Here is an 18,220-nt window from a genome sequence, read left to right as displayed (position 1 = left end):
TCCCGCCGTACCCCACCTAGACTGAACCTCCAGCACAGGCGGCTACACGCTCGAAAGGCGCCCCCGTGTCCATCGGCAACTCCCCTGAAGACGAGCGTCCGTTCGAAGACGTTTCCGAGGAAGACCGCCCTTCCGTCTCGGTCGGCCGTGCGCTGCGGCAGGCGCGCATCGCCGCAGGGCTCACCGTCGACGACGTCAGTACCGCCACCCGCGTCCGGATCGCCATCGTCCACGCCATCGAGCGCGACGACTTCGCGCCCTGCGGCGGCGACGTGTACGCACGCGGCCACATCCGCACGCTGGCCAAGGCCGTACGGCTCGACCCCGCCCCGCTGCTCGCCCGGTACGAGGCCGAGCACGGCGGCGGCCGCCCGGCCCCCACCCCGGCCGCGCCCCTCTTCGAGGCGGAACGCATCCGTCCCGAACGGCGCGGACCCAACTGGACCGCCGCCATGGTCGCCGCGATCGTGGTCGTGATCGGCTTCGTCGGCTTCACGATGGTCACCGGCGACGACGGCGACAAGGCGAACGTCGCCGGTGACACCGAGCCCGCCGCGTCGCCCACGCCCAGCGCCACCACCAGGACCGCGAAGCCCGTCGTGCCCGTGCCGGAGCCGTCGGACAGCGCCATCGCCGCCGCGCCGCAGGACAAGGTGACCGTCAAGGTCGTCGCCGCCGACGGGCCGAGCTGGATCTCCGCCAAGGACCACAACGGCAAGGTGCTCTTCGCGGAACTGCTCAAGGAGGGCGAGGACAAGACCTTCCAGGACAGTTCCCGGATCGACCTGGTCCTCGGTGACGCCGGCGCTCTCGACCTGTTCGTGAACGGCAAGAAGATCGAGGACGACTGGCAGCCGGGCGCGGTCGAGCGCCTCACCTACACCAAGGGCGACCCGCAGGCCGGGTGACCGGCGTCCGGAGACGCGATCACCACGGGGTTGGCCGGTCCGGCCAACCCCGTCGACATGGGGCGTCGCCGGGACGAAGTAGTCTTGAGCCCATGCCTGAACGCCGTACCGTCGCACTGGTCACCCTTGGCTGCGCCCGTAACGAGGTGGACTCGGAGGAGCTCGCAGGCCGTTTGGAGGCGGACGGCTGGCAGCTCGTGGAGGACGCCGAGGACGCGGACGTCGCCGTCGTCAACACCTGTGGCTTCGTCGAGGCCGCCAAGAAGGACTCCGTCGACGCCCTCCTCGAGGCCAACGACCTCAAGGGACACGGGAGAACCCAGGCCGTCGTCGCCGTGGGCTGCATGGCCGAGCGGTACGGCAAGGAGCTCGCCGACGCCCTCCCCGAGGCCGACGGCGTGCTCGGCTTCGACGACTACGCGGACATCTCCGACCGTCTGCAGACCATTCTGAACGGCGGCATCCACGCCTCGCACACCCCGCGCGACCGGCGCAAGCTGCTGCCCATCAGCCCGGCCGAGCGGCAGGAGTCCGCCGCCGCCGTCGCGCTGCCCGGGCACGGCCCGGCCGACCTGCCCGACGGCCTCGCCCCGGCCTCGGGTCCCCGCGCGCCCCTGCGCCGCCGTCTGGACGGCTCCCCGGTCGCGTCGGTGAAGCTGGCCTCCGGCTGCGACCGGCGCTGCTCCTTCTGCGCCATTCCGTCCTTCCGCGGCTCCTTCATCTCCCGCCGCCCCAGCGACGTCCTCAACGAGACGCGGTGGCTGGCCGAGCAGGGCGTGAAGGAGATCATGCTGGTCTCCGAGAACAACACCTCCTACGGCAAGGACCTCGGCGACATCCGCCTGCTGGAGTCCCTGCTGCCCGAACTGGCCGAGGTCGACGGCCTGGAGCGGGTGCGCGTCAGCTACCTCCAGCCGGCCGAGATGCGGCCCGGCCTGATCGACGTGCTGACCTCCACCCCGAAGGTCGCCCCCTACTTCGACCTGTCCTTCCAGCACTCCGCGCCGGACGTGCTGCGCGCCATGCGCCGCTTCGGCGACACCGACCGCTTCCTGGAACTGCTCGACACCATCCGGAGCAAGGCGCCCCAGGCCGGCGTGCGCTCCAACTTCATCGTCGGCTTCCCGGGCGAGTCCGCGTCCGACCTCGCCGAGCTGGAGCGGTTCCTGAGCCACGCCCGGCTCGACGCCATCGGTGTGTTCGGCTACTCCGACGAGGAGGGCACCGAGGCGGCCGGCTACGACGGCAAGCTGGACGAGGACGTGGTCGCCGAGCGCCTGGCCCGCGTCTCCCGGCTGGCCGAGGAACTCGTCTCCCAGCGCGCGGAGGAGCGGGTCGGCGAGACCGTGCACGTCCTGGTGGAGTCCGTCGACGAGGAGGAGGGCGTGTACGGCCGTGCCGCGCACCAGGCTCCCGAAACGGACGGCCAGGTGCTGCTCACGAGCGGCGAGGGACTGAGTGTCGGCCGTATGGTCGAGGCGAAGGTGGTCGGCACGGAGGGTGTCGACCTGGTGGCCGAGCCGCTCTTCGAGGGCTCGCCCACGCGCACCGAGGAGGCGGGCAGATGACGGGTGTCCCGGCATCGGCGGCAGGTGGCCCCTCCGGCGCGAGGAGGTCGGAGGGCCCCGCGTCCGGGGGCCCGGCACCGGCGTCCGGCCGCACCCTCGCGCGGGAGGCCAGGGACACGGCTCCGGACGCTGCCGGGAACGGGCCGGCACGGGGAGACGCGTCGACTCCGGCGGACGCCCGCGCGCACGCCGAAGCGGCGGCTCCGTCCGCCTCGACGGCCCCCGAGGACGCCGGGAGCGCCGGGACCACCGTGGCGCAGGGCGCCACACGGGCTCCGCGCGGCGGCAAGATCGCCGCGGCGGCCGTCGACCAGGCCAGCGTCTGGAACATCGCCAACCTGCTGACCATGCTCCGGCTGCTGCTGGTGCCGGCGTTCGTCATGCTGATGCTCGCCGACGGCGGCTACGACCCCGCGTGGCGCTCGCTGGCATGGGCGGCCTTCGCCGTCGCCATGATCACCGACCTGTTCGACGGGCATCTGGCGCGCACCTACAACCTGGTCACCGACTTCGGGAAGATCGCCGACCCCATCGCCGACAAGGCCATCATGGGCGCGGCGCTGATCTGCCTGTCCGCGCTGGGCGACCTGCCGTGGTGGGTCACGGGCGTGATCCTCGGCCGGGAACTCGGGATCACCCTGCTGCGTTTCCTGGTCATCCGTTACGGGGTCATCCCGGCCAGCCGGGGCGGCAAGCTCAAGACCCTCACCCAGGGCGTGGCCGTGGGCATGTACGTGCTCGCGCTGACCGGATGGCTGGCGACGCTGCGCTGGTGGGTGATGGCCGCGGCGGTGGTGCTGACCGTGGTGACCGGACTCGACTATGTGAAACAGGCCATTGTGCTCCGCAGGCAGGGAATCGCCGAGCGCAAGGCGGCGTTGGAGGAGACGGAAGCGTGAGTTCAACGGCCACCGAGGTGGTGCGACTACTCACCGTGAACGGCAGGACGCTCGCGGTCGCCGAGTCGCTGACCGGTGGCCTGGTGGCGGCGGAGATCACCTCCGTCCCCGGGGCGTCCAAGGTCTTCAGAGGTTCGGTGACGGCCTACGCCACCGACCTCAAGCACCGGCTGCTGGGCGTGGACGACACTCTGCTGGCCCAGCGCGGAGCGGTGGATCCGCAGGTGGCGGCCCAGATGGCGGCCGGTGTGCGCACCGCGTTCGGCGCCGACTGGGGCATCGCCACCACCGGGGTGGCCGGCCCCGACCCCCAGGACGGGCAGGCCGTCGGCACGGTCTACGTGGCCGTCGACGGCCCCTCCGCGGGGAGCGCCGGTTCGGTCGTTGGCGGAAAAGTGCGCCATCTGCGGTTGAACGGCGACCGCGCGGAAATTCGTATGGAGAGTGTACGGAGCGTACTCGCACTGCTCCTCGCGGAGCTTGCGGACGAACAGACCGGGAATGAGCGGGCACAGGATACGGAACGGAACGGGGGGTTTTGATGTTTGCAGCCCTGAGTGAACACGACATCGCTCCCCGCACGGCCGCGGCGCGAGGCGGTACGGTGGGGCGAGAAGGATGCGGCTACGCGGTCCGAGGAGGGAGCCACCGATGATTCTGCTCCGTCGCCTGCTGGGTGACGTGCTGCGTCGGCAGCGCCAGCGCCAGGGCCGTACTCTGCGCGAAGTCTCCTCGTCCGCCCGAGTTTCGCTCGGCTATCTCTCCGAGGTGGAGCGGGGGCAGAAGGAGGCTTCCTCCGAGCTGCTCTCCGCGATCTGCGACGCGTTGGACGTACGGATGTCCGAGCTCATGCGGGAAGTGAGCGACGAACTCGCTCTCGCCGAGCTGGCCCAGTCTGCTGCAGCGACCCCCAGCGAGCCCGTGCCCACGTCGGTTCGTCCGATGCTGGGTTCCGTGTCGGTGACCGGTGTGCCACCGGAACGGGTGACCATCAAGGCGCCTGCCGAGGCGGTGGACGTCGTCGCCGCCTGAGCCCGGTGTCCGGCGCTCTGCGCGGTGTGAAGGTGTGAGATGCCCCGGTGGGGGCTCCCCGGAGGATTCCGGAGGGGCGCCGCCGGGGTTTTCGCATGCCTGAGGGTTCTCACGGGCGTCGCCGTCCTGCGTTTGCCGGTGCGGCGGCGGGCCGTCATCGTGGAGACGGAGGCGGGGGACCAGCCACGGAGGTGCGGATGTACGTCGTGAAGAGTCCGTTGTCCGACGAGAACCTGAAAACCGTCTCGGAGGCACTGCAGGGCGCCCTGGTCGATCTGGTCGACCTCTCCCTGGTGGCCAAGCAGATCCACTGGAACGTGGTCGGACCGCGCTTCCGTTCCGTCCACCTCCAGCTCGACGAGGTCGTGGCCACCGCGCGCGGTCACTCCGACACGGTGGCCGAGCGCGCCGCGGCACTGGGCGTCTCGCCCGACGGGCGGGCCGCGACGGTGGCCGTCGGCAGCGGGATCGGCGTCACGCCCGAGGGCTGGGTCGACGACGCGGCGGCGGTGAGCGCGCTGGTGGACGCGCTGGGCGCGGTGATCGCCCGCATGCGGGAGCGGATCGCGGCGACCGAGGAACCCGACCCGGTGAGCCAGGACATCTTCATCACCATCACCGCGGACCTCGAGAAGCACCACTGGATGTTCCAGGCCGCGAACGGGTGACACGGCCGTGGACGCCGGCACAGCCCCTGCGCGGCCGGCCGGGCGAGGGGTGTGCCGGTGTGCCGCCGTGGGCTTCACGGTGCTGTGGTGGTGGGCGGCGACACGGTTGCTGCTCGCGCCCGACGCCGGCGCCCTGGAAGGGGCGGTCGCGGCCGGCGGGTGGGGGCTGAGCGTGCTTCCGGTGCACTGCCTGCCCAAGGCGCGTGCGGAAGGCGCGCTCGCCGCGGGGCGGTGGCGGCGGGCCTGGGGCGCGGGACGCTCCCGGGGTTCGTGACGCGCGTGTGGCTGTGTCGGTCACCCGGCGGGACCCTCGGCGGCCTCGGGTGCGGAGCGGACCCCCGGTCGGCAGGTGGGGCGTTCGCAGGGCCCCCGGTGACGGGGCGACCCCTGCGGAGTCGCGTTGGCCGGCGGGCGGGGCTCCGACGGCCTGTCCGGGGAGCGGGGGCGCCGCCTGTGGGGTGACCTCGGTCAGCGGGCAGGGCTCCGGCGGGTGCCTGGGGGTGCGGGGGCAGGGGCCGGTCCCGGCTGACAGGTGGGGCACCAGTACGTGGGGCGTTCACGGGAGCCGTCGCCCTGCTCGGCCACGCGGACCGGGGTGCCGCAGCGCAGACAGGGGCGGCGGGCGCGGCCGTACACGTAGAGGTCCTGGCCGCGCCGGCCCGTGGTGTTGCGGACGGGGCGGTCGCGGTTGAACTCCAGCAGCTTCCTGGCCAGTTCCGGGAGGCTCGCCATCCGGTCGGCGGGCAGTTCCCCCACGGGGAGCCAGGGGGTGACGTGGAGCAGGAAGCACAGCTCGCTCTTGAACACGTTGCCGATGCCCGCGAGGTTCCGCTGGTCCAGTAGGGCCTCGCCGAGCTCGCGGTCGGGGTCCAACCCGAGGTTGGCGAGCGCGAGGTCGGGATCCCAGTCGGGGCCCAGCAGATCGGGGCCGAGGTGGCCGACCGCGCGTTCTTCCTCGTCCTCGGTGCGGATCAGTTCCAGCACCGGGAGCCGGTAGCCGACGGCCGTGCGTCCGGCGTTGGCGAGGACGGCGCGGATCTGGTGCGCCGGGCCGCCGTTCCAGCGCTGCCCGGGTGCGTAGACCCGCCAGGAGCCGTCCATCCGCAGATGCGAGTGCAGGGTCAGGCCGCCCTCGATCCGGGTCAGCAGGTGCTTGCCGCGGGCGGTGACCTCCAGCACCGAGCGGCCGGTGAGGTCCGACGTGGCGAACCGGGGCACGCGCAGATCGCTGCGGACCAGGACTCTGCCCGCGAGGGCGTCGTGCAGCCGTCGCGCGGCCTGCCAGACCGTGTCTCCTTCAGGCATGCGTCCAAGGGTGTCACGTCGGGGCAGGCCGCGGTCAGGCGCGCAGGCGCAGCCCCCTGGGCGTGGCCACGAAGCCCGCGGTCTCCAGCAGGGCGCCCAGCGGGGAAGTCAGGGCGGGGGCGCCGTTGACGCGCTCCACGGTGACCGTGCCGAGCGAGCCCGCGCGGGCGGCGTTCGCGAGCGCCTCGGCGGCGACCGGCAGCCGCGGGTCGTCGGCCGGGCCGGCGCCGGGACCAGCGGGCCAGGCCAGCAGGGTCTTGCCGCCGCGCTCCATGTAGAGCGTCAGCTCGCCGTCCACCAGCACCACCAGGGAGCCCGCCTTGCGGCCCGGCTTGTGGCTCGCGCCGTCCGGCGGCTCCGGCCAGCCCAGCGCCGCCCCGTAGGCGTTGGCCGGGTCGGCGGCGGCGAGCACGACGGCACGGGAGGGGCGGTCCGGTCCCGTACGGCGGCCGGCGAACGGGTCGTACGAGGGGCCGCCGCCGTTCCGCCAGGGCTGGGGGGAGCCCTGTGCGGCGAGGTCGCGCGGCGAGACGTACTCACCGGGCCGCGAGGGCAGGTACGGCGTGTCGTCCCGGCCCGGCGGGATCCCGTAGGGGCCGGCCCCCGTGCCGAACGGAGCGGGCGCGTCCAGGGCCGTCCGCCCCTCGTCGCGCTCCCGGGCGTCGGCCGCCGCGCGGAGGCGGTCCACGGCGCCGTCCATCGCGAACTGGGCGGCGCCGAGGCCCTCCACGACGTAGCCGCGCCGGGCCTGCCCCGTCTCCTCGAAGGCGGACAGCACGCGGTACACCGCCGAGAAGCCGCCCTCGACGCCCTCGGCGGCGACGGCACCACGGGTCACCACGCCGTGCCGGTCCAGCAGCGTGCGCGCCAGCGCGTGGGCGCGGACCGTGGTGTCGCCCTCCCGGCCGGGCAGCAGGGACCAGCGGCCGGCGACGGTGGGCGGGCCCGTGCGGGAGGCGCTGCGGGCGGCCGCCGTGAGGGAGCCGTAACGTCCGCGCGGCACCGCGCGCTTGGCGCGGTGGGCGGTGGACCCCGCGGTGCGGCCGGAGCCGAGCAGGGCGCGCAGGGGATTCAGCGTGTCGTTGGTGAGCCGTCCGGACCAGGCGAGGTCCCACAGGGCGTCGGCCAGCTGCACGTCGCTCGCCTCGGGGTGCGTGGTGGCGCGGACCTGGTCGGCGATCTGCCGGAAGAAGAGGCCGTAGCCGCCGGACAGGGCGGCGAGGACGGACTCGTGCAGCGCGGTCGTCTCCAGCGGGTGCGGGGGAGGGAGCAGGAGCGGGGCCGCGTCCGCCAGGTACAGGGAGACCCAACCGTCCTTGCCCGGCAGCGAACCGGCGCCGGCCCAGATCACCTCTCCGGCCGCGGTGAGCTCGTCGAGCATGGCCGGGGTGTAGTCCGCCACCCGGGACGGCAGGACCAGCTTCTCCAGGGCGGAGGCGGGCACGGACGCGCCCTGCACCTGTTCGACGGCCCGCAGGAGTCCGTCGATGCCGCGCAGGGAGTGGCCCTTGCCGATGTGCTGCCACTGGGGGAGGAACTGGGCCAGCGCGGCGGGCGGCACCGGCTCCAGCTCGTGCCGCAGCGCGGCCAGGGAGCGGCGGCGCAGCCGGCGCAGCACGGCCGCGTCGCACCACTCCTGTCCGATCCCGGCCGGATGGAACTCGCCCTGGACGACCCGGCCGGCCGCCGCGAGCCGCTGCAGCGCGCCCTCGGTGACGGCCACGCCCAGTCCGAAGCGGGCCGCCGCCGTGGCCGACGTGAAGGGGCCGTGGGTGCGCGCGTACCGCGCGAGGAGGTCGCCCAGGGGGTCCTTGACGGGTTCGGTGAACGCCTCGGGCACGCCGACCGGCAGCGCCGTGCCCAGCGCGTCGCGCAACCGGCCCGCGTCCTCGACGGCCGCCCAGTGGTCCTCGCCCGCGATGCGCACCCGGATGGCGCGTCTCGCGGAGGCCAGCTCCTGCGCCCACGACGGCTCGGCGCCCCGCTCGGCCAGCTCGGCGTCGGTCAGCGGGCCGAGCAGGCGCAGCAGGTCGGCGACGCTCTCCGCGTCCTTCGCGCGCCGGTCCTCGGTGAGCCACTGCAGCTCGCGCTCCAGCCCGGTGAGCACCTCGGCGTCCAGCAGCTCGCGCAGCTCCGCCCGGCCGAGCAGTTCCGCGAGCAGCCGGGAGTCCAGCGACAGGGCGGCGGCCCGGCGCTCGGCGAGCGGGGAGTCGCCCTCGTAGAGGAACTGGGCGACGTACCCGAACAGCAGGGAGCGGGCGAAGGGGGACGGCTCCGGGGTGGTGACCTCGACCAGCCGCACCTTGCGGGACTCCAGGTCGCCCATCAGCTCGACCAGACCGGGGACGTCGAACACGTCCTGGAGGCATTCCCGGACCGCCTCGAGGACGATCGGGAACGAGCCGAACTCGCCGGCCACCTGGAGCAGCTGGGAGGCGCGCTGGCGCTGCTGCCACAGCGGGGTGCGCCGGCCCGGGTTGCGGCGCGGCAGCAGCAGCGCGCGGGCGGCGCACTCGCGGAACCGGGAGGCGAACAGGGCCGAGCCGCCGACCTGGTCGGTGACGACCTGGTCGACCTCGCCCTTGTCGAAGACGACGTCGGCGGCGCCCACGGGGGCCTGGTCCGCGTCGTACGCGGCGCCGGTCTTCGACGGCTCCTGGTCGAGCAGGTCCAGGCCCATCAGGTCGGCGTCCGGGAGGCGCAGCACGATGCCGTCGTCGGCGTGCATCACCTGGGCGTCCATGCCGTACCGCTCGGAGAGGCGGGCGCCGAGCGCGAGCGCCCACGGGGCGTGCACCTGGGCGCCGAACGGGGAGTGCACGACGACGCGCCAGTCGCCCAGTTCGTCACGGAAGCGCTCGACCACGATGGTGCGGTCGTCCGGGATGTGGCCGCACGCCTCGCGCTGCTCCGCCAGGTACGACAGCACGTTGTCCGCGGCCCAGGCGTCCAGCCCCGCCGCCAGCAGCCGCAGCCGGGCGTCCTCGTCGGACAGCGAGCCCACTTCGCGCAGGAACGCGCCCAGCGCGCGGCCCAGCTCCAGCGGCCGGCCCAGCTGGTCGCCCTTCCAGAACGGCAGCCGGCCCGGCACACCCGGCGCGGGGGAGACCAGGACGCGGTCGCGTGTGATGTCCTCGATGCGCCACGAACTGGTGCCGAGCGTGAAGACGTCGCCCACGCGCGATTCGTAGACCATCTCCTCGTCCAGCTCGCCGACCCGGCCCCCGCCCTTCTTGGGGTCGGCGCCCGCCAGGAACACGCCGAACAGGCCGCGGTCGGGAATCGTGCCGCCCGAGGTGACGGCCAGGCGCTGGGCGCCGGGGCGTCCGGTGATCTCGCCGGTGACCCGGTCCCACACCACGCGCGGGCGCAGCTCCGCGAAGGCGTCCGACGGGTAGCGGCCGGCGAGCATGTCCAGCACGGACGTGAACGCGGACTCCGGCAGCGAGGCGAACGGGGCCGCCCGGCGGACCACCGCCAGCAGGTCGTCGAACTGCCAGGTGTCCATCGCCGTCATCGCCACGAGCTGCTGCGCCAGGACGTCCAGCGGGTTCGACGGGACGCGCAGGGACTCGATCGCCCCCGTGCGCATCCGCTCCGTGACGACGGCGGCCTGCACCAGGTCTCCCCGGTACTTCGGGAACACCACGCCCGTGGACACCGCGCCCACCTGATGGCCCGCGCGGCCCACGCGCTGGAGTCCGGACGCCACCGACGGCGGCGACTCGACCTGCACCACCAGGTCGACGGCGCCCATGTCGATGCCCAGCTCCAGGCTGGACGTGGCGACCACCGCGGGCAGCCGGCCCGCCTTCAGGTCCTCCTCCACCTGGGCGCGCTGCTCCTTGGACACCGAGCCGTGGTGCGCCCGCGCGATGACCGCCGGCGCGCCCTGGGCGGCTCCGGAACCGCCCATCAGCTCGGCGGGGGAGTGGTGCTCGGGCGGCGGCTCGCCGGTGGCCCGCTCGTACGCGATCTCGTTGAGCCGGTTGCACAGACGCTCGGCGAGCCGGCGGGAGTTCGCGAACACGATGGTCGAGCGGTGCGACTGCACCAGGTCGGTGATCCGCTCCTCGACATGCGGCCAGATCGACGGCCGCTCCGCGCCCTCCGGACTCTCCGGGACCGGGGAGCCGCCCAGCTCGCCCAGGTCCTCGACCGGCACCACCACGGACAGGTCGAACTCCTTGCCCGACTCCGGCTGCACGATCTCCGTCGTGCGGCGCGGGGACAGGAAGCGCGCCACCTCGTCCACCGGGCGCACCGTCGCCGACAGGCCGATGCGGCGGGCCGGCTGCGGCAGCAGCTCGTCCAGCCGCTCCAGGGACAGCGCCAGGTGGGCGCCGCGCTTGGTGCCCGCGACCGCGTGCACCTCGTCGAGGATCACCGTCTCCACGCCCGCGAGCGCGTCGCGCGTGGCGGACGTCAGCATCAGGAACAGCGACTCGGGCGTGGTGATCAGGATGTCCGGCGGCCGCGTGGCGAGGGAACGGCGCTCGGCGGGCGGGGTGTCGCCCGAGCGGATGCCGACCTTCACCTCCGGCTCGGGCATCCCCATACGCACGGCCTCCTGCCGGATGCCGGTCAGGGGGCTGCGCAGATTGCGCTCGACGTCGACGGCGAGCGCCTTGAGCGGGGAGACGTACAGCACCCGGCAGCGCTTCCTGGGGTCGGCCGGAGGGGGCGTCGAGGCGAGCTGGTCCAGGGCGGCGAGGAACGCGGCCAGCGTCTTGCCGGATCCCGTGGGGGCCACCACCAGCACGTCCGAGCCCGCACCGATGGCCTGCCAGGCGCCGGCCTGGGCGGCGGTGGGCGCGGAGAAGGCCCCCGTGAACCAGGCACGGGTCGCCGGGGAGAAACCGTCCAGGGCTCGGCGCGGATCGCTGACCATGCGTCCATCGTGCACCCGGCCACTGACAATCGGGCCGGTCCGGGGCACCGGACGGGCCGCGTGACAATGACGGTATGGCGGAATCGCGCGGGGAACGGGCGCGGCACTGGCGGTACGAGGAACTGCCCGGTGTCGACCTGCTGCGTGCCCGCTACATCCGCAAGTCGTTCGTCCGGCACACCCACGAGCACTTCGTGATCGCCGCCATCGCCGACGGCGTCGAGGTCTTCCACCACGGCGGCACCGACCAGTACGCGGGCGTCGGCGCCCTCGCCCTGGTCAACCCCGACACGCCTCACACCGGCCGGGCGGGCGTTCCCGAGGGCTGGCAGTACGGGGCCGTCTACCCCTCGCCGGACGTGGTGGCCGCGATCGCCGCCGAGACCACCACCCTGCGCGGCACCCCGGGTTTCGTCACGCCGGTCCTCGAGGACCCGTACACGGTCCGGCTCGTCCACCGCGTGCTCCGGGCCACCGACGAGGGCAACGCGCTCGCCGCCGACACCCTGCTGCGGGTCGTGGTGACCCGGCTGCTGCGGCTGAACGGCGGCGCCCTGCCCCGGCGTGAGGTCCGCACGGCCGGCGCCCGGACCGCGGCACGCGCGCGTGCCGTGCTCGAGGAGCGCATGGCCGCCCCGCCCACCCTGGAGCAGCTCGCCGCCGACCTCGGCACCAGCCCGTTCGCCCTGCTGCGCGCCTTCCGCGACTCCTACGGCATGCCCCCGCACACCTGGCTCACCGACGCGCGCGTACGGAGGGCCCGGCGGCTGCTGGACGCCGGGACGACACCGTCCGAGGCGGCCGTCACCGTGGGCTTCACCGACCAGCCGCACCTCAACCGGCACTTCGGCCGCATCGTCGGCGTCCCGCCGGGCGCCTACCAGCGCGAGCGCAAGAACGTACAAGACGCGCGCGGCGGCCTTTCCGTAGCGTCCGGGGCGTGGCAGCGGAACGGACAGCACAGCACACGGACATACGATCCGACATCGGAGGGAACGCATCTCCTGAGGCAGGAGGCAACGCACTCCCCGAGGGCGGGGGGAACGCACTCCCCGAGGGCGGAGGGAAGCCGGACGGCGCCGTCGTGCGGGACGCCCTCGGTGTCGGGGTCGCCGTCGGACTCTCCGGGTTCGCCTTCGGCGTGACCTCGGCGGGCAACGGGCTCAGTCTGCTCCAGACCTGTGCGCTCAGCCTGCTGGTGTTCACCGGCGCCTCCCAGTTCGCCCTGGTGGGAGCGCTGGCAGCGGGCGGCGGAGCCGTCACGGCCGCCGCGGGCGCGTTCTTCCTGGGCGTGCGCAACGCCTTCTACGGGCTGCGGCTGTCGCAGCTGCTGGCGCTGCCCCGCGCGATGCGGCCGTTCGCCGCTCAGTGGGTGATCGACGAGACCGCCGCCGTCTCGCTCGCCCAGCCCACCCGGCGCAGCGCCCGCATCGGCTTCCTGGTCACCGGGCTCAGCCTCTACATCCTGTGGAACCTCACGACACTGCTCGGCGCGCTGGGCGCGGACGCCATCGGGGACACCGACGCGTGGGGCCTGGACGCGGCCGGACCCGCCGTTTTCCTGGCGTTGCTCGCGCCCATGCTGCGGACCGGCGCCGAGCGGGCCGTCGCCGCGCTCGCCGTGCTGCTGGGGCTCGGCCTGCTGCCCGTCCTGCCCGCCGGCGTCCCGGTCCTGGTGGCCGCGCTCGCGGCACCGGTCGTCCTGTGGGCGCACGGCCGCAGGAACGCGTCGCGCGACCACATGAGGGAGGAGGAGCGGTGACCATCTGGCTCGCGATCGGTCTGACCGTCGTCGGCTGCTACGCCATGAAGCTCGCCGGGCTGCTGGTGCCCGCCGGGGCCCTCGAACGGCCCCTCGTGCGCCGGCTCGCCGCGCTGCTGCCCGTCGCCCTGCTCGCCGCCCTCACGGCCCAGCAGGCCTTCGCGGACGGACGCGCCCTGGTGCTGGACGCGCGGGCCGCCGGTCTGGCGGCCGCCGCCGTGGCGCTCCTGCTGCGTGCGCCGTTCCTGCTCGTGGTGGCGGCGGCCGTGCTCGTGACGGCGGGGGTGCGGGCCCTGGGCGGGTGAGGCGAGGCGGCCTCGTCCGGTCCTCGCGCGGGCTGCCGTGCGCCTCAGGCGAGGGGGCGGCCGTACGCGGCCAGGGTGCGCAGTGCCTCGATCGTCGCGATGGGGCGGGACTCCGCGAGGGCGCCCGGGGCGGGTTCGGAGGCGCCCGGGGACCGGCGGGCGGGCCAGCCTCCGTCGTCCTGCTGCCCGGCCGCGAGGCGGTCCAGGGAACGATCCATCTCCGCGTCGGTGAACCACGCGCGCGCCAGTGAGTCCGGCGTCCGCGCGTAGTCGTGCGGGAAGCGGCGGTCGCCCGGGGTGCGGCCGGGGGCGCCCCGTTGCGCGCCGGGGCCGTCCGGGCCGAGCTCCACCAGCCGCTCCCGGCGCACCAGGCGGCCCAGTCGCTCGGCGGCGGCCTCCGCGCGGGCGCGGTCCGGGGCGTGGTCGAGGAAGAGCACGGCGGCCTCCACCTCGTCGGAGCGTGCCGTCTCCAGCGACTCCACGGCCTGCCGGCAGAAGTGGGTCGCGCGGAACAGCCACGGGTGCCACACCTCGTTGCGGTGCAGCAGCCCCACCACCGGTGCGGTGGCCGACAGCGAGCCGGGCGCGTCGGCCGGATCGTCGCCGCTCCCGGCCGGGCGGACGCACGGGAGCGCACCTTCCGCCGTCGAGACGGACGTCAGATAACGGCACACGTCCTCCGCGCGGCGCGCGTCGCAGCGTCCCACCGCGTCGAGCACGTGCAGCGCGCGTGCGATGTGGGCGGGCAGGCTGGCCGGTCCGCGCAGGGCGGGCTCCAGCGCGTGACCGTAGCCGCCGTCGTCGTTCCGGTACGCCTCCAGCGCCGTCTCCACGGGGCCTGCGGCGCCGTCGCGGAAGTGGTGGGCGAACAGGCGCTGCTCCAGTACGCGCGCGGTGAGCCACACGAAGCGCTCCGCGCGCGCGAGCGCGCCCTGCGAAGAGGGTGTCGGGGTGAGCGGTACGGCTGCGGTGTCGGCCATGGCACCGACCGTAGGGGCGCCACGGAGCCCCGCAGGGCCCGTGGGCCGGTGGCACCCTCGCAGGCGGGATACTGGGAGGCATGCGGTTGACGGTTTTCTGGGAGCGCATGACGGAGTACTTCGGCGCGGGCTACGCCGACACCTTCGCGCGCGACCATGTCATGTCCGAACTCGGCGGACGGACCGTCCACGAGGCGCTGGCGGCCGGCTGGGACGCCAAGGACGTCTGGCAGGTGGTCTGCTCCGTGATGGGCGTCCCCCGGGAACTGCGCTGATCGTCACATGGATCCCACAGGAGCGGACAGTTGTCGCGGCCGTGGGTGAAACTTGGGCCGTGGCAGCCACCGACGAGACCGGGCCCGCGGGCCAGAACACGACCGTGCCCGGCGCACCCCCGCCCGCGGGCCCGCCGGTGGACCCCGCACCCCGGCCGAACGCCCGCATGCCGCGGTGGCTGCCGCGCGCCATGGTGCTCGCGCTCGCCCTGGTCGCCGTGTTCCAGCTCGGCAGTTGGGCCTTCCACCAGCTCACCGGGCTGCTCATCAACGTCCTGATCGCGTTCTTCCTGGCGCTCGCCGTGGAACCCGCGGTGAGCTGGATGGCCGCGCGCGGTGTGCGGCGGGGTCTCGGCACCTTCCTCGTCCTCCTGGGCGTCCTGGTCGTGGGGGCGGGGTTCGTCACGCTGCTCGGCTCGATGCTCGCGGAGCAGATCATCACGATCGTCGAGGACTTCCCGCAGTACCTCGACTCGGTGATCAACTGGGTCAACGCCCACTTCCACACCGAACTGCGGCGCGTCGACATCCAGGAGAACCTGCTGAGGTCCGACTGGCTGCGCAATTACGTGCAGAACAGCGCCACCGGCGTGCTGGACGTGTCCGCCCAGGTGCTCGGCGGGCTCTTCCGGCTGCTGACCATCGGCCTGTTCTCGTTCTACTTCGCCGCCGACGGGCCCCGGCTGCGCCGCACCATCTGCTCCGTCCTGCCGCCGGCCCGGCAGACCGAGGTGCTGCGCGCCTGGGAGATCGCCGTGGACAAGACGGGCGGCTACCTCTACTCGCGCGGTCTGATGGCCCTCGTCTCGGGCCTCGCGCACTACGTCCTGCTCGAGTTCCTCGACGTGCCCTACGCCCCCGTGCTGGCGGTGTGGGTGGGGCTGGTGTCGCAGTTCATCCCCACCATCGGCACGTACCTGGCCGGCGCGCTGCCCATGCTGATCGCCTTCGCGGTCGCGCCCTGGTACGCGGTGTGGGTGCTGGTGTTCGTGGTGGTCTACCAGCAGTTCGAGAACTACGTGCTGCAGCCCAAGCTGACCGCCCGGACCGTCGACATCCACCCGGCGGTCGCCTTCGGCTCCGTCATCGCGGGCACCGCCCTGCTCGGCGCCGTGGGCGCCCTGATCGCCATCCCCGCCGTCGCCACGCTCCAGGCGTTCCTCGGCGCGTACGTGAAGCGGTACGACGTCACCGACGACCCGAGGGTCCTCGGCCACCGCGGCTCCGGCGGCCCGGGCGCCCTGGGCCGCCGCGTCCGGGGCCTGTGGGCACAGCGGCGCCCGGAACCGGCCGGTGCCGGGCCGAGCGGTGCCGGGACGGCCGGTGCGGGCGCGCCCGGCTCCGGGACGACCGGCAGGGGGGACGGCGGGACGGCCGGAGTGTGAGGGCCCGGGGCTTCCGGCGCCGCGGGGCGGGGCCCCGGCGACGAGGGGGTCCGGGGGCTCGGGGGGCCGGTGGTTCGGCTTGACACAAAAATCGAACATCTATTCTTATGGGGGAGCCGGTGAGGCTCAACTCCGGGCGTTCTGTCCCAGTCGGGGTGGATATGGGCCCGAGTTATCCACAGGCCGGACGTGCGTCGGGGCGCGTTGTCAGTGGCAGGCGTTAGCGTCTTTGACGTGAAGCGATCGACTCAAGCAAACCGGGTGGAACCCATGGCAGGAACCGACCGCGAGAAGGCGCTCGACGCCGCGCTCGCACAGATTGAACGGCAATTCGGCAAGGGCGCGGTCATGCGCATGGGCGAGCGGTCGAAGGAGCCCATCGAGGTCATCCCGACCGGATCGACCGCGCTCGACGTGGCCCTCGGCGTCGGCGGTCTGCCGCGCGGCCGCGTGGTGGAGATCTACGGACCGGAGTCCTCCGGCAAGACGACCCTGACCCTGCACGCGGTGGCGAACGCGCAGAAGGCCGGCGGCCAGGTCGCGTTCGTGGACGCGGAGCACGCCCTCGACCCCGAGTACGCGAAGAAGCTCGGCGTCGACATCGACAACCTCATCCTGTCCCAGCCGGACAACGGCGAGCAGGCCCTGGAGATCGTGGACATGCTGGTCCGCTCCGGAGCCCTCGACCTCATCGTCATCGACTCCGTCGCGGCGCTCGTCCCCCGCGCGGAGATCGAGGGCGAGATGGGCGACAGCCACGTGGGTCTGCAGGCCCGTCTGATGAGCCAGGCCCTGCGGAAGATCACCAGCGCGCTCAACCAGTCCAAGACCACCGCGATCTTCATCAACCAGCTCCGCGAGAAGATCGGAGTGATGTTCGGCTCCCCGGAGACCACGACCGGTGGCCGCGCGCTGAAGTTCTACGCCTCCGTGCGTATCGACATCCGCCGCATCGAGACCCTCAAGGACGGCACCGAGGCGGTCGGCAACCGCACCCGCTGCAAGGTCGTCAAGAACAAGGTCGCGCCGCCTTTCAAGCAGGCCGAGTTCGACATCCTCTACGGCCAGGGCATCAGCCGCGAGGGCGGTCTGATCGACATGGGCGTGGAGCACGGCTTCGTCCGCAAGGCCGGCGCCTGGTACACGTACGAGGGCGACCAGCTCGGCCAGGGCAAGGAGAACGCCCGCAACTTCCTGAAGGACAACCCCGACCTCGCCAACGAGATCGAGAAGAAGATCAAGGAGAAGCTGGGCGTGGGCGTCCGGCCCGAGGAGACCCCCGCCGAGGCGGGCGCGGACGCCGCGGGCGCCGCTCCGGCCGAGCCCGCAGCGGTACCGGTCCCGGCGGCCAAGGGCTCCAAGTCCAAGGCCGCGGCGGCCAAGAGCTGACCCGTGACCCGACGAACCGACTGGGCCGAGTACGAGTACGACGCTCCCGGTGTCCCACGGGGGAGGGACACCGTGGGCGGCGAGGACCCGGCCGTCGGCGGTGACACGGCGTACGACGACGGCGCGGACCCCGGCCGCCCGGACGCGGGCGGTGGCGGCGGTCGGCGACGCGGCGGTCGTACGGCACGGACGGGTGGCTCGCGTGACGGCGAGCCGCACGGTGCACGTGGACGCCGGCGCCGCTCCTTCGGCGAGGCGGCCGCGGCGGACGGAGGCGCCTCCGCATCGGTGAGGGCAGAGCGGGAGGAACCTCCGGGGGACCCGGTGGAGCGGGCGCGGGCGATCTGCCTGCGGCTGCTCACCGGGACCCCGCGCACCCGCAAGCAGCTCGCCGACGCCCTCCGCAAGCGGGAGATCCCCGACGAGGCCGCCGAGGAGGTGCTGTCCCGGTTCGAGGAGGTCGGACTGGTCAACGACAGCGCCTTCGCGGACGCCTGGGTGGAGTCCCGGCACCACGGCCGCGGGCTGGCCCGACGCGCCCTCGCGCGTGAGCTGCGCACCAAGGGCGTGGACCCCGCGCTGGTCGACGAGGCCGTCTCCCGGCTCGACTCCGAGCAGGAGGAGGAGACCGCCCGCGAACTGGTCGCGCGCAAGCTGCGCGCCACCCGCGGACTCGACCGCGACAAGCGGATACGCCGCCTCGCCGGCATGCTCGCCCGCAAGGGCTACCCGGAGGGACTCGCCCTGCGCGTGGTCCGCCAGGCGCTGGAGGAGGAGGGCGAGGACACCGAGTTCCTCGGTGACGAGGGGTACTGAGCGGGCAGCCGGAGACGGGTGCTCCGCCTGCGCGGCT

General features: G+C 73.8%; 17 protein-coding genes. 14 read left to right on the top strand and 3 right to left on the bottom strand.

Annotated elements, in window-relative coordinates:
* The first annotated feature begins 65 nt into the window (after positions 1-65).
* The 7 genes from C1708_RS08890 to C1708_RS08860 all read left to right on the top strand — a co-directional run bounded on the left by C1708_RS08890 (position 66) and on the right by C1708_RS08860 (position 5,349).
* Positions 66-908, top strand: a complete 843-nt coding sequence (locus tag C1708_RS08890) for a helix-turn-helix domain-containing protein (protein ID WP_106412149.1) — start codon at positions 66-68, stop codon at positions 906-908.
* Between the two features lie 92 nt (positions 909-1,000).
* A complete protein-coding gene (gene rimO / locus C1708_RS08885) occupies positions 1,001-2,476 on the top strand; it encodes a 30S ribosomal protein S12 methylthiotransferase RimO (protein ID WP_106412148.1) in 1,476 nt (491 codons plus the stop codon).
* Positions 2,473-3,375, top strand: coding sequence for a CDP-diacylglycerol--glycerol-3-phosphate 3-phosphatidyltransferase (pgsA, locus tag C1708_RS08880; protein ID WP_106412147.1), 903 nt, complete (start codon positions 2,473-2,475; stop codon positions 3,373-3,375). The genes rimO and pgsA overlap by 4 nt, the downstream gene beginning before the upstream one ends.
* Positions 3,372-3,917, top strand: a complete 546-nt coding sequence (locus tag C1708_RS08875) for a CinA family protein (protein WP_106412146.1) — start codon at positions 3,372-3,374, stop codon at positions 3,915-3,917. Before pgsA ends, C1708_RS08875 begins: the two co-directional genes overlap by 4 nt.
* Positions 3,918-4,026: 109 nt before the next feature.
* The gene (locus C1708_RS08870) at positions 4,027-4,407 is read left to right on the top strand and encodes a helix-turn-helix domain-containing protein (RefSeq protein ID WP_015657463.1); all 381 of its coding nucleotides are present in this window, start codon (positions 4,027-4,029) and stop codon (positions 4,405-4,407) included.
* Between the two features lie 197 nt (positions 4,408-4,604).
* Positions 4,605-5,075 carry a Dps family protein gene (locus C1708_RS08865; RefSeq protein WP_106412145.1) on the top strand — a complete coding sequence of 157 codons (471 nt, stop codon included), beginning with the start codon at positions 4,605-4,607 and terminating at the stop codon, positions 5,073-5,075.
* Between the two features lie 67 nt (positions 5,076-5,142).
* Positions 5,143-5,349, top strand: a complete 207-nt coding sequence (locus C1708_RS08860; RefSeq protein ID WP_437077120.1) for a hypothetical protein — start codon at positions 5,143-5,145, stop codon at positions 5,347-5,349.
* 194 nt (positions 5,350-5,543) lie between these two features.
* Here C1708_RS08860 and C1708_RS08855 read toward each other — a convergent pair whose 3' ends face one another.
* On the bottom strand, positions 5,544-6,380 hold the full coding sequence (locus C1708_RS08855) for an Fpg/Nei family DNA glycosylase (protein WP_106412143.1): 837 nt from the start codon (positions 6,378-6,380) through the stop codon (positions 5,544-5,546).
* Between the two features lie 34 nt (positions 6,381-6,414).
* Positions 6,415-11,271: an ATP-dependent helicase gene (locus C1708_RS08850; protein ID WP_106412142.1), complete on the bottom strand. Its 4,857-nt coding sequence runs from the start codon at positions 11,269-11,271 to the stop codon at positions 6,415-6,417.
* Between the two features lie 74 nt (positions 11,272-11,345).
* Between C1708_RS08850 and C1708_RS08845 the strand changes: the two genes are divergently transcribed.
* The 3 genes from C1708_RS08845 to C1708_RS08835 are packed head-to-tail and all read left to right on the top strand — an operon-like array spanning position 11,346 to position 13,338.
* Positions 11,346-12,416 carry an AraC family transcriptional regulator gene (locus tag C1708_RS08845; RefSeq protein WP_106412141.1) on the top strand — a complete coding sequence of 357 codons (1,071 nt, stop codon included), beginning with the start codon at positions 11,346-11,348 and terminating at the stop codon, positions 12,414-12,416.
* Positions 12,356-13,033, top strand: coding sequence for an AzlC family ABC transporter permease (locus C1708_RS08840; protein ID WP_106412140.1), 678 nt, complete (start codon positions 12,356-12,358; stop codon positions 13,031-13,033). Before C1708_RS08845 ends, C1708_RS08840 begins: the two co-directional genes overlap by 61 nt.
* Positions 13,030-13,338 (top strand): AzlD domain-containing protein, encoded by a 309-nt coding sequence (locus C1708_RS08835; protein WP_106412139.1) that lies wholly within the window; start codon positions 13,030-13,032, stop codon positions 13,336-13,338. The genes C1708_RS08840 and C1708_RS08835 overlap by 4 nt, the downstream gene beginning before the upstream one ends.
* 44 nt (positions 13,339-13,382) lie before the next feature.
* Here C1708_RS08835 and C1708_RS08830 read toward each other — a convergent pair whose 3' ends face one another.
* The gene (locus C1708_RS08830; protein WP_106412138.1) at positions 13,383-14,318 is read right to left on the bottom strand and encodes a hypothetical protein; all 936 of its coding nucleotides are present in this window, start codon (positions 14,316-14,318) and stop codon (positions 13,383-13,385) included.
* 80 nt (positions 14,319-14,398) lie between these two features.
* Between C1708_RS08830 and C1708_RS08825 the strand changes: the two genes are divergently transcribed.
* The 4 genes from C1708_RS08825 to recX all read left to right on the top strand — a co-directional run bounded on the left by C1708_RS08825 (position 14,399) and on the right by recX (position 18,183).
* Complete coding sequence (locus C1708_RS08825; RefSeq protein ID WP_093765185.1) at positions 14,399-14,593, top strand: DUF3046 domain-containing protein; 195 nt, start codon at positions 14,399-14,401, stop codon at positions 14,591-14,593.
* Positions 14,594-14,652: 59 nt separating this feature from the next.
* Positions 14,653-15,978 (top strand): AI-2E family transporter, encoded by a 1,326-nt coding sequence (locus tag C1708_RS08820; protein WP_106412137.1) that lies wholly within the window; start codon positions 14,653-14,655, stop codon positions 15,976-15,978.
* A 270-nt stretch (positions 15,979-16,248) separates the two neighbouring features.
* Complete coding sequence (gene recA, locus C1708_RS08815) at positions 16,249-17,367, top strand: recombinase RecA (protein WP_106412136.1); 1,119 nt, start codon at positions 16,249-16,251, stop codon at positions 17,365-17,367.
* Positions 17,368-17,370: 3 nt separating this feature from the next.
* Positions 17,371-18,183, top strand: a complete 813-nt coding sequence (gene recX, locus C1708_RS08810) for a recombination regulator RecX (RefSeq protein ID WP_106412135.1) — start codon at positions 17,371-17,373, stop codon at positions 18,181-18,183.
* Positions 18,184-18,220: the final 37 nt, after the last annotated feature.

The sequence above is a fragment of the Streptomyces sp. DH-12 genome, from assembly GCF_002899455.1.
In the GTDB taxonomy this organism is placed as follows: Bacteria; Actinomycetota; Actinomycetes; order Streptomycetales; family Streptomycetaceae; genus Streptomyces.
Note: the sequence above shows the minus strand (reverse complement) of the source record. Positions and strands in the feature narration are given on the sequence as shown.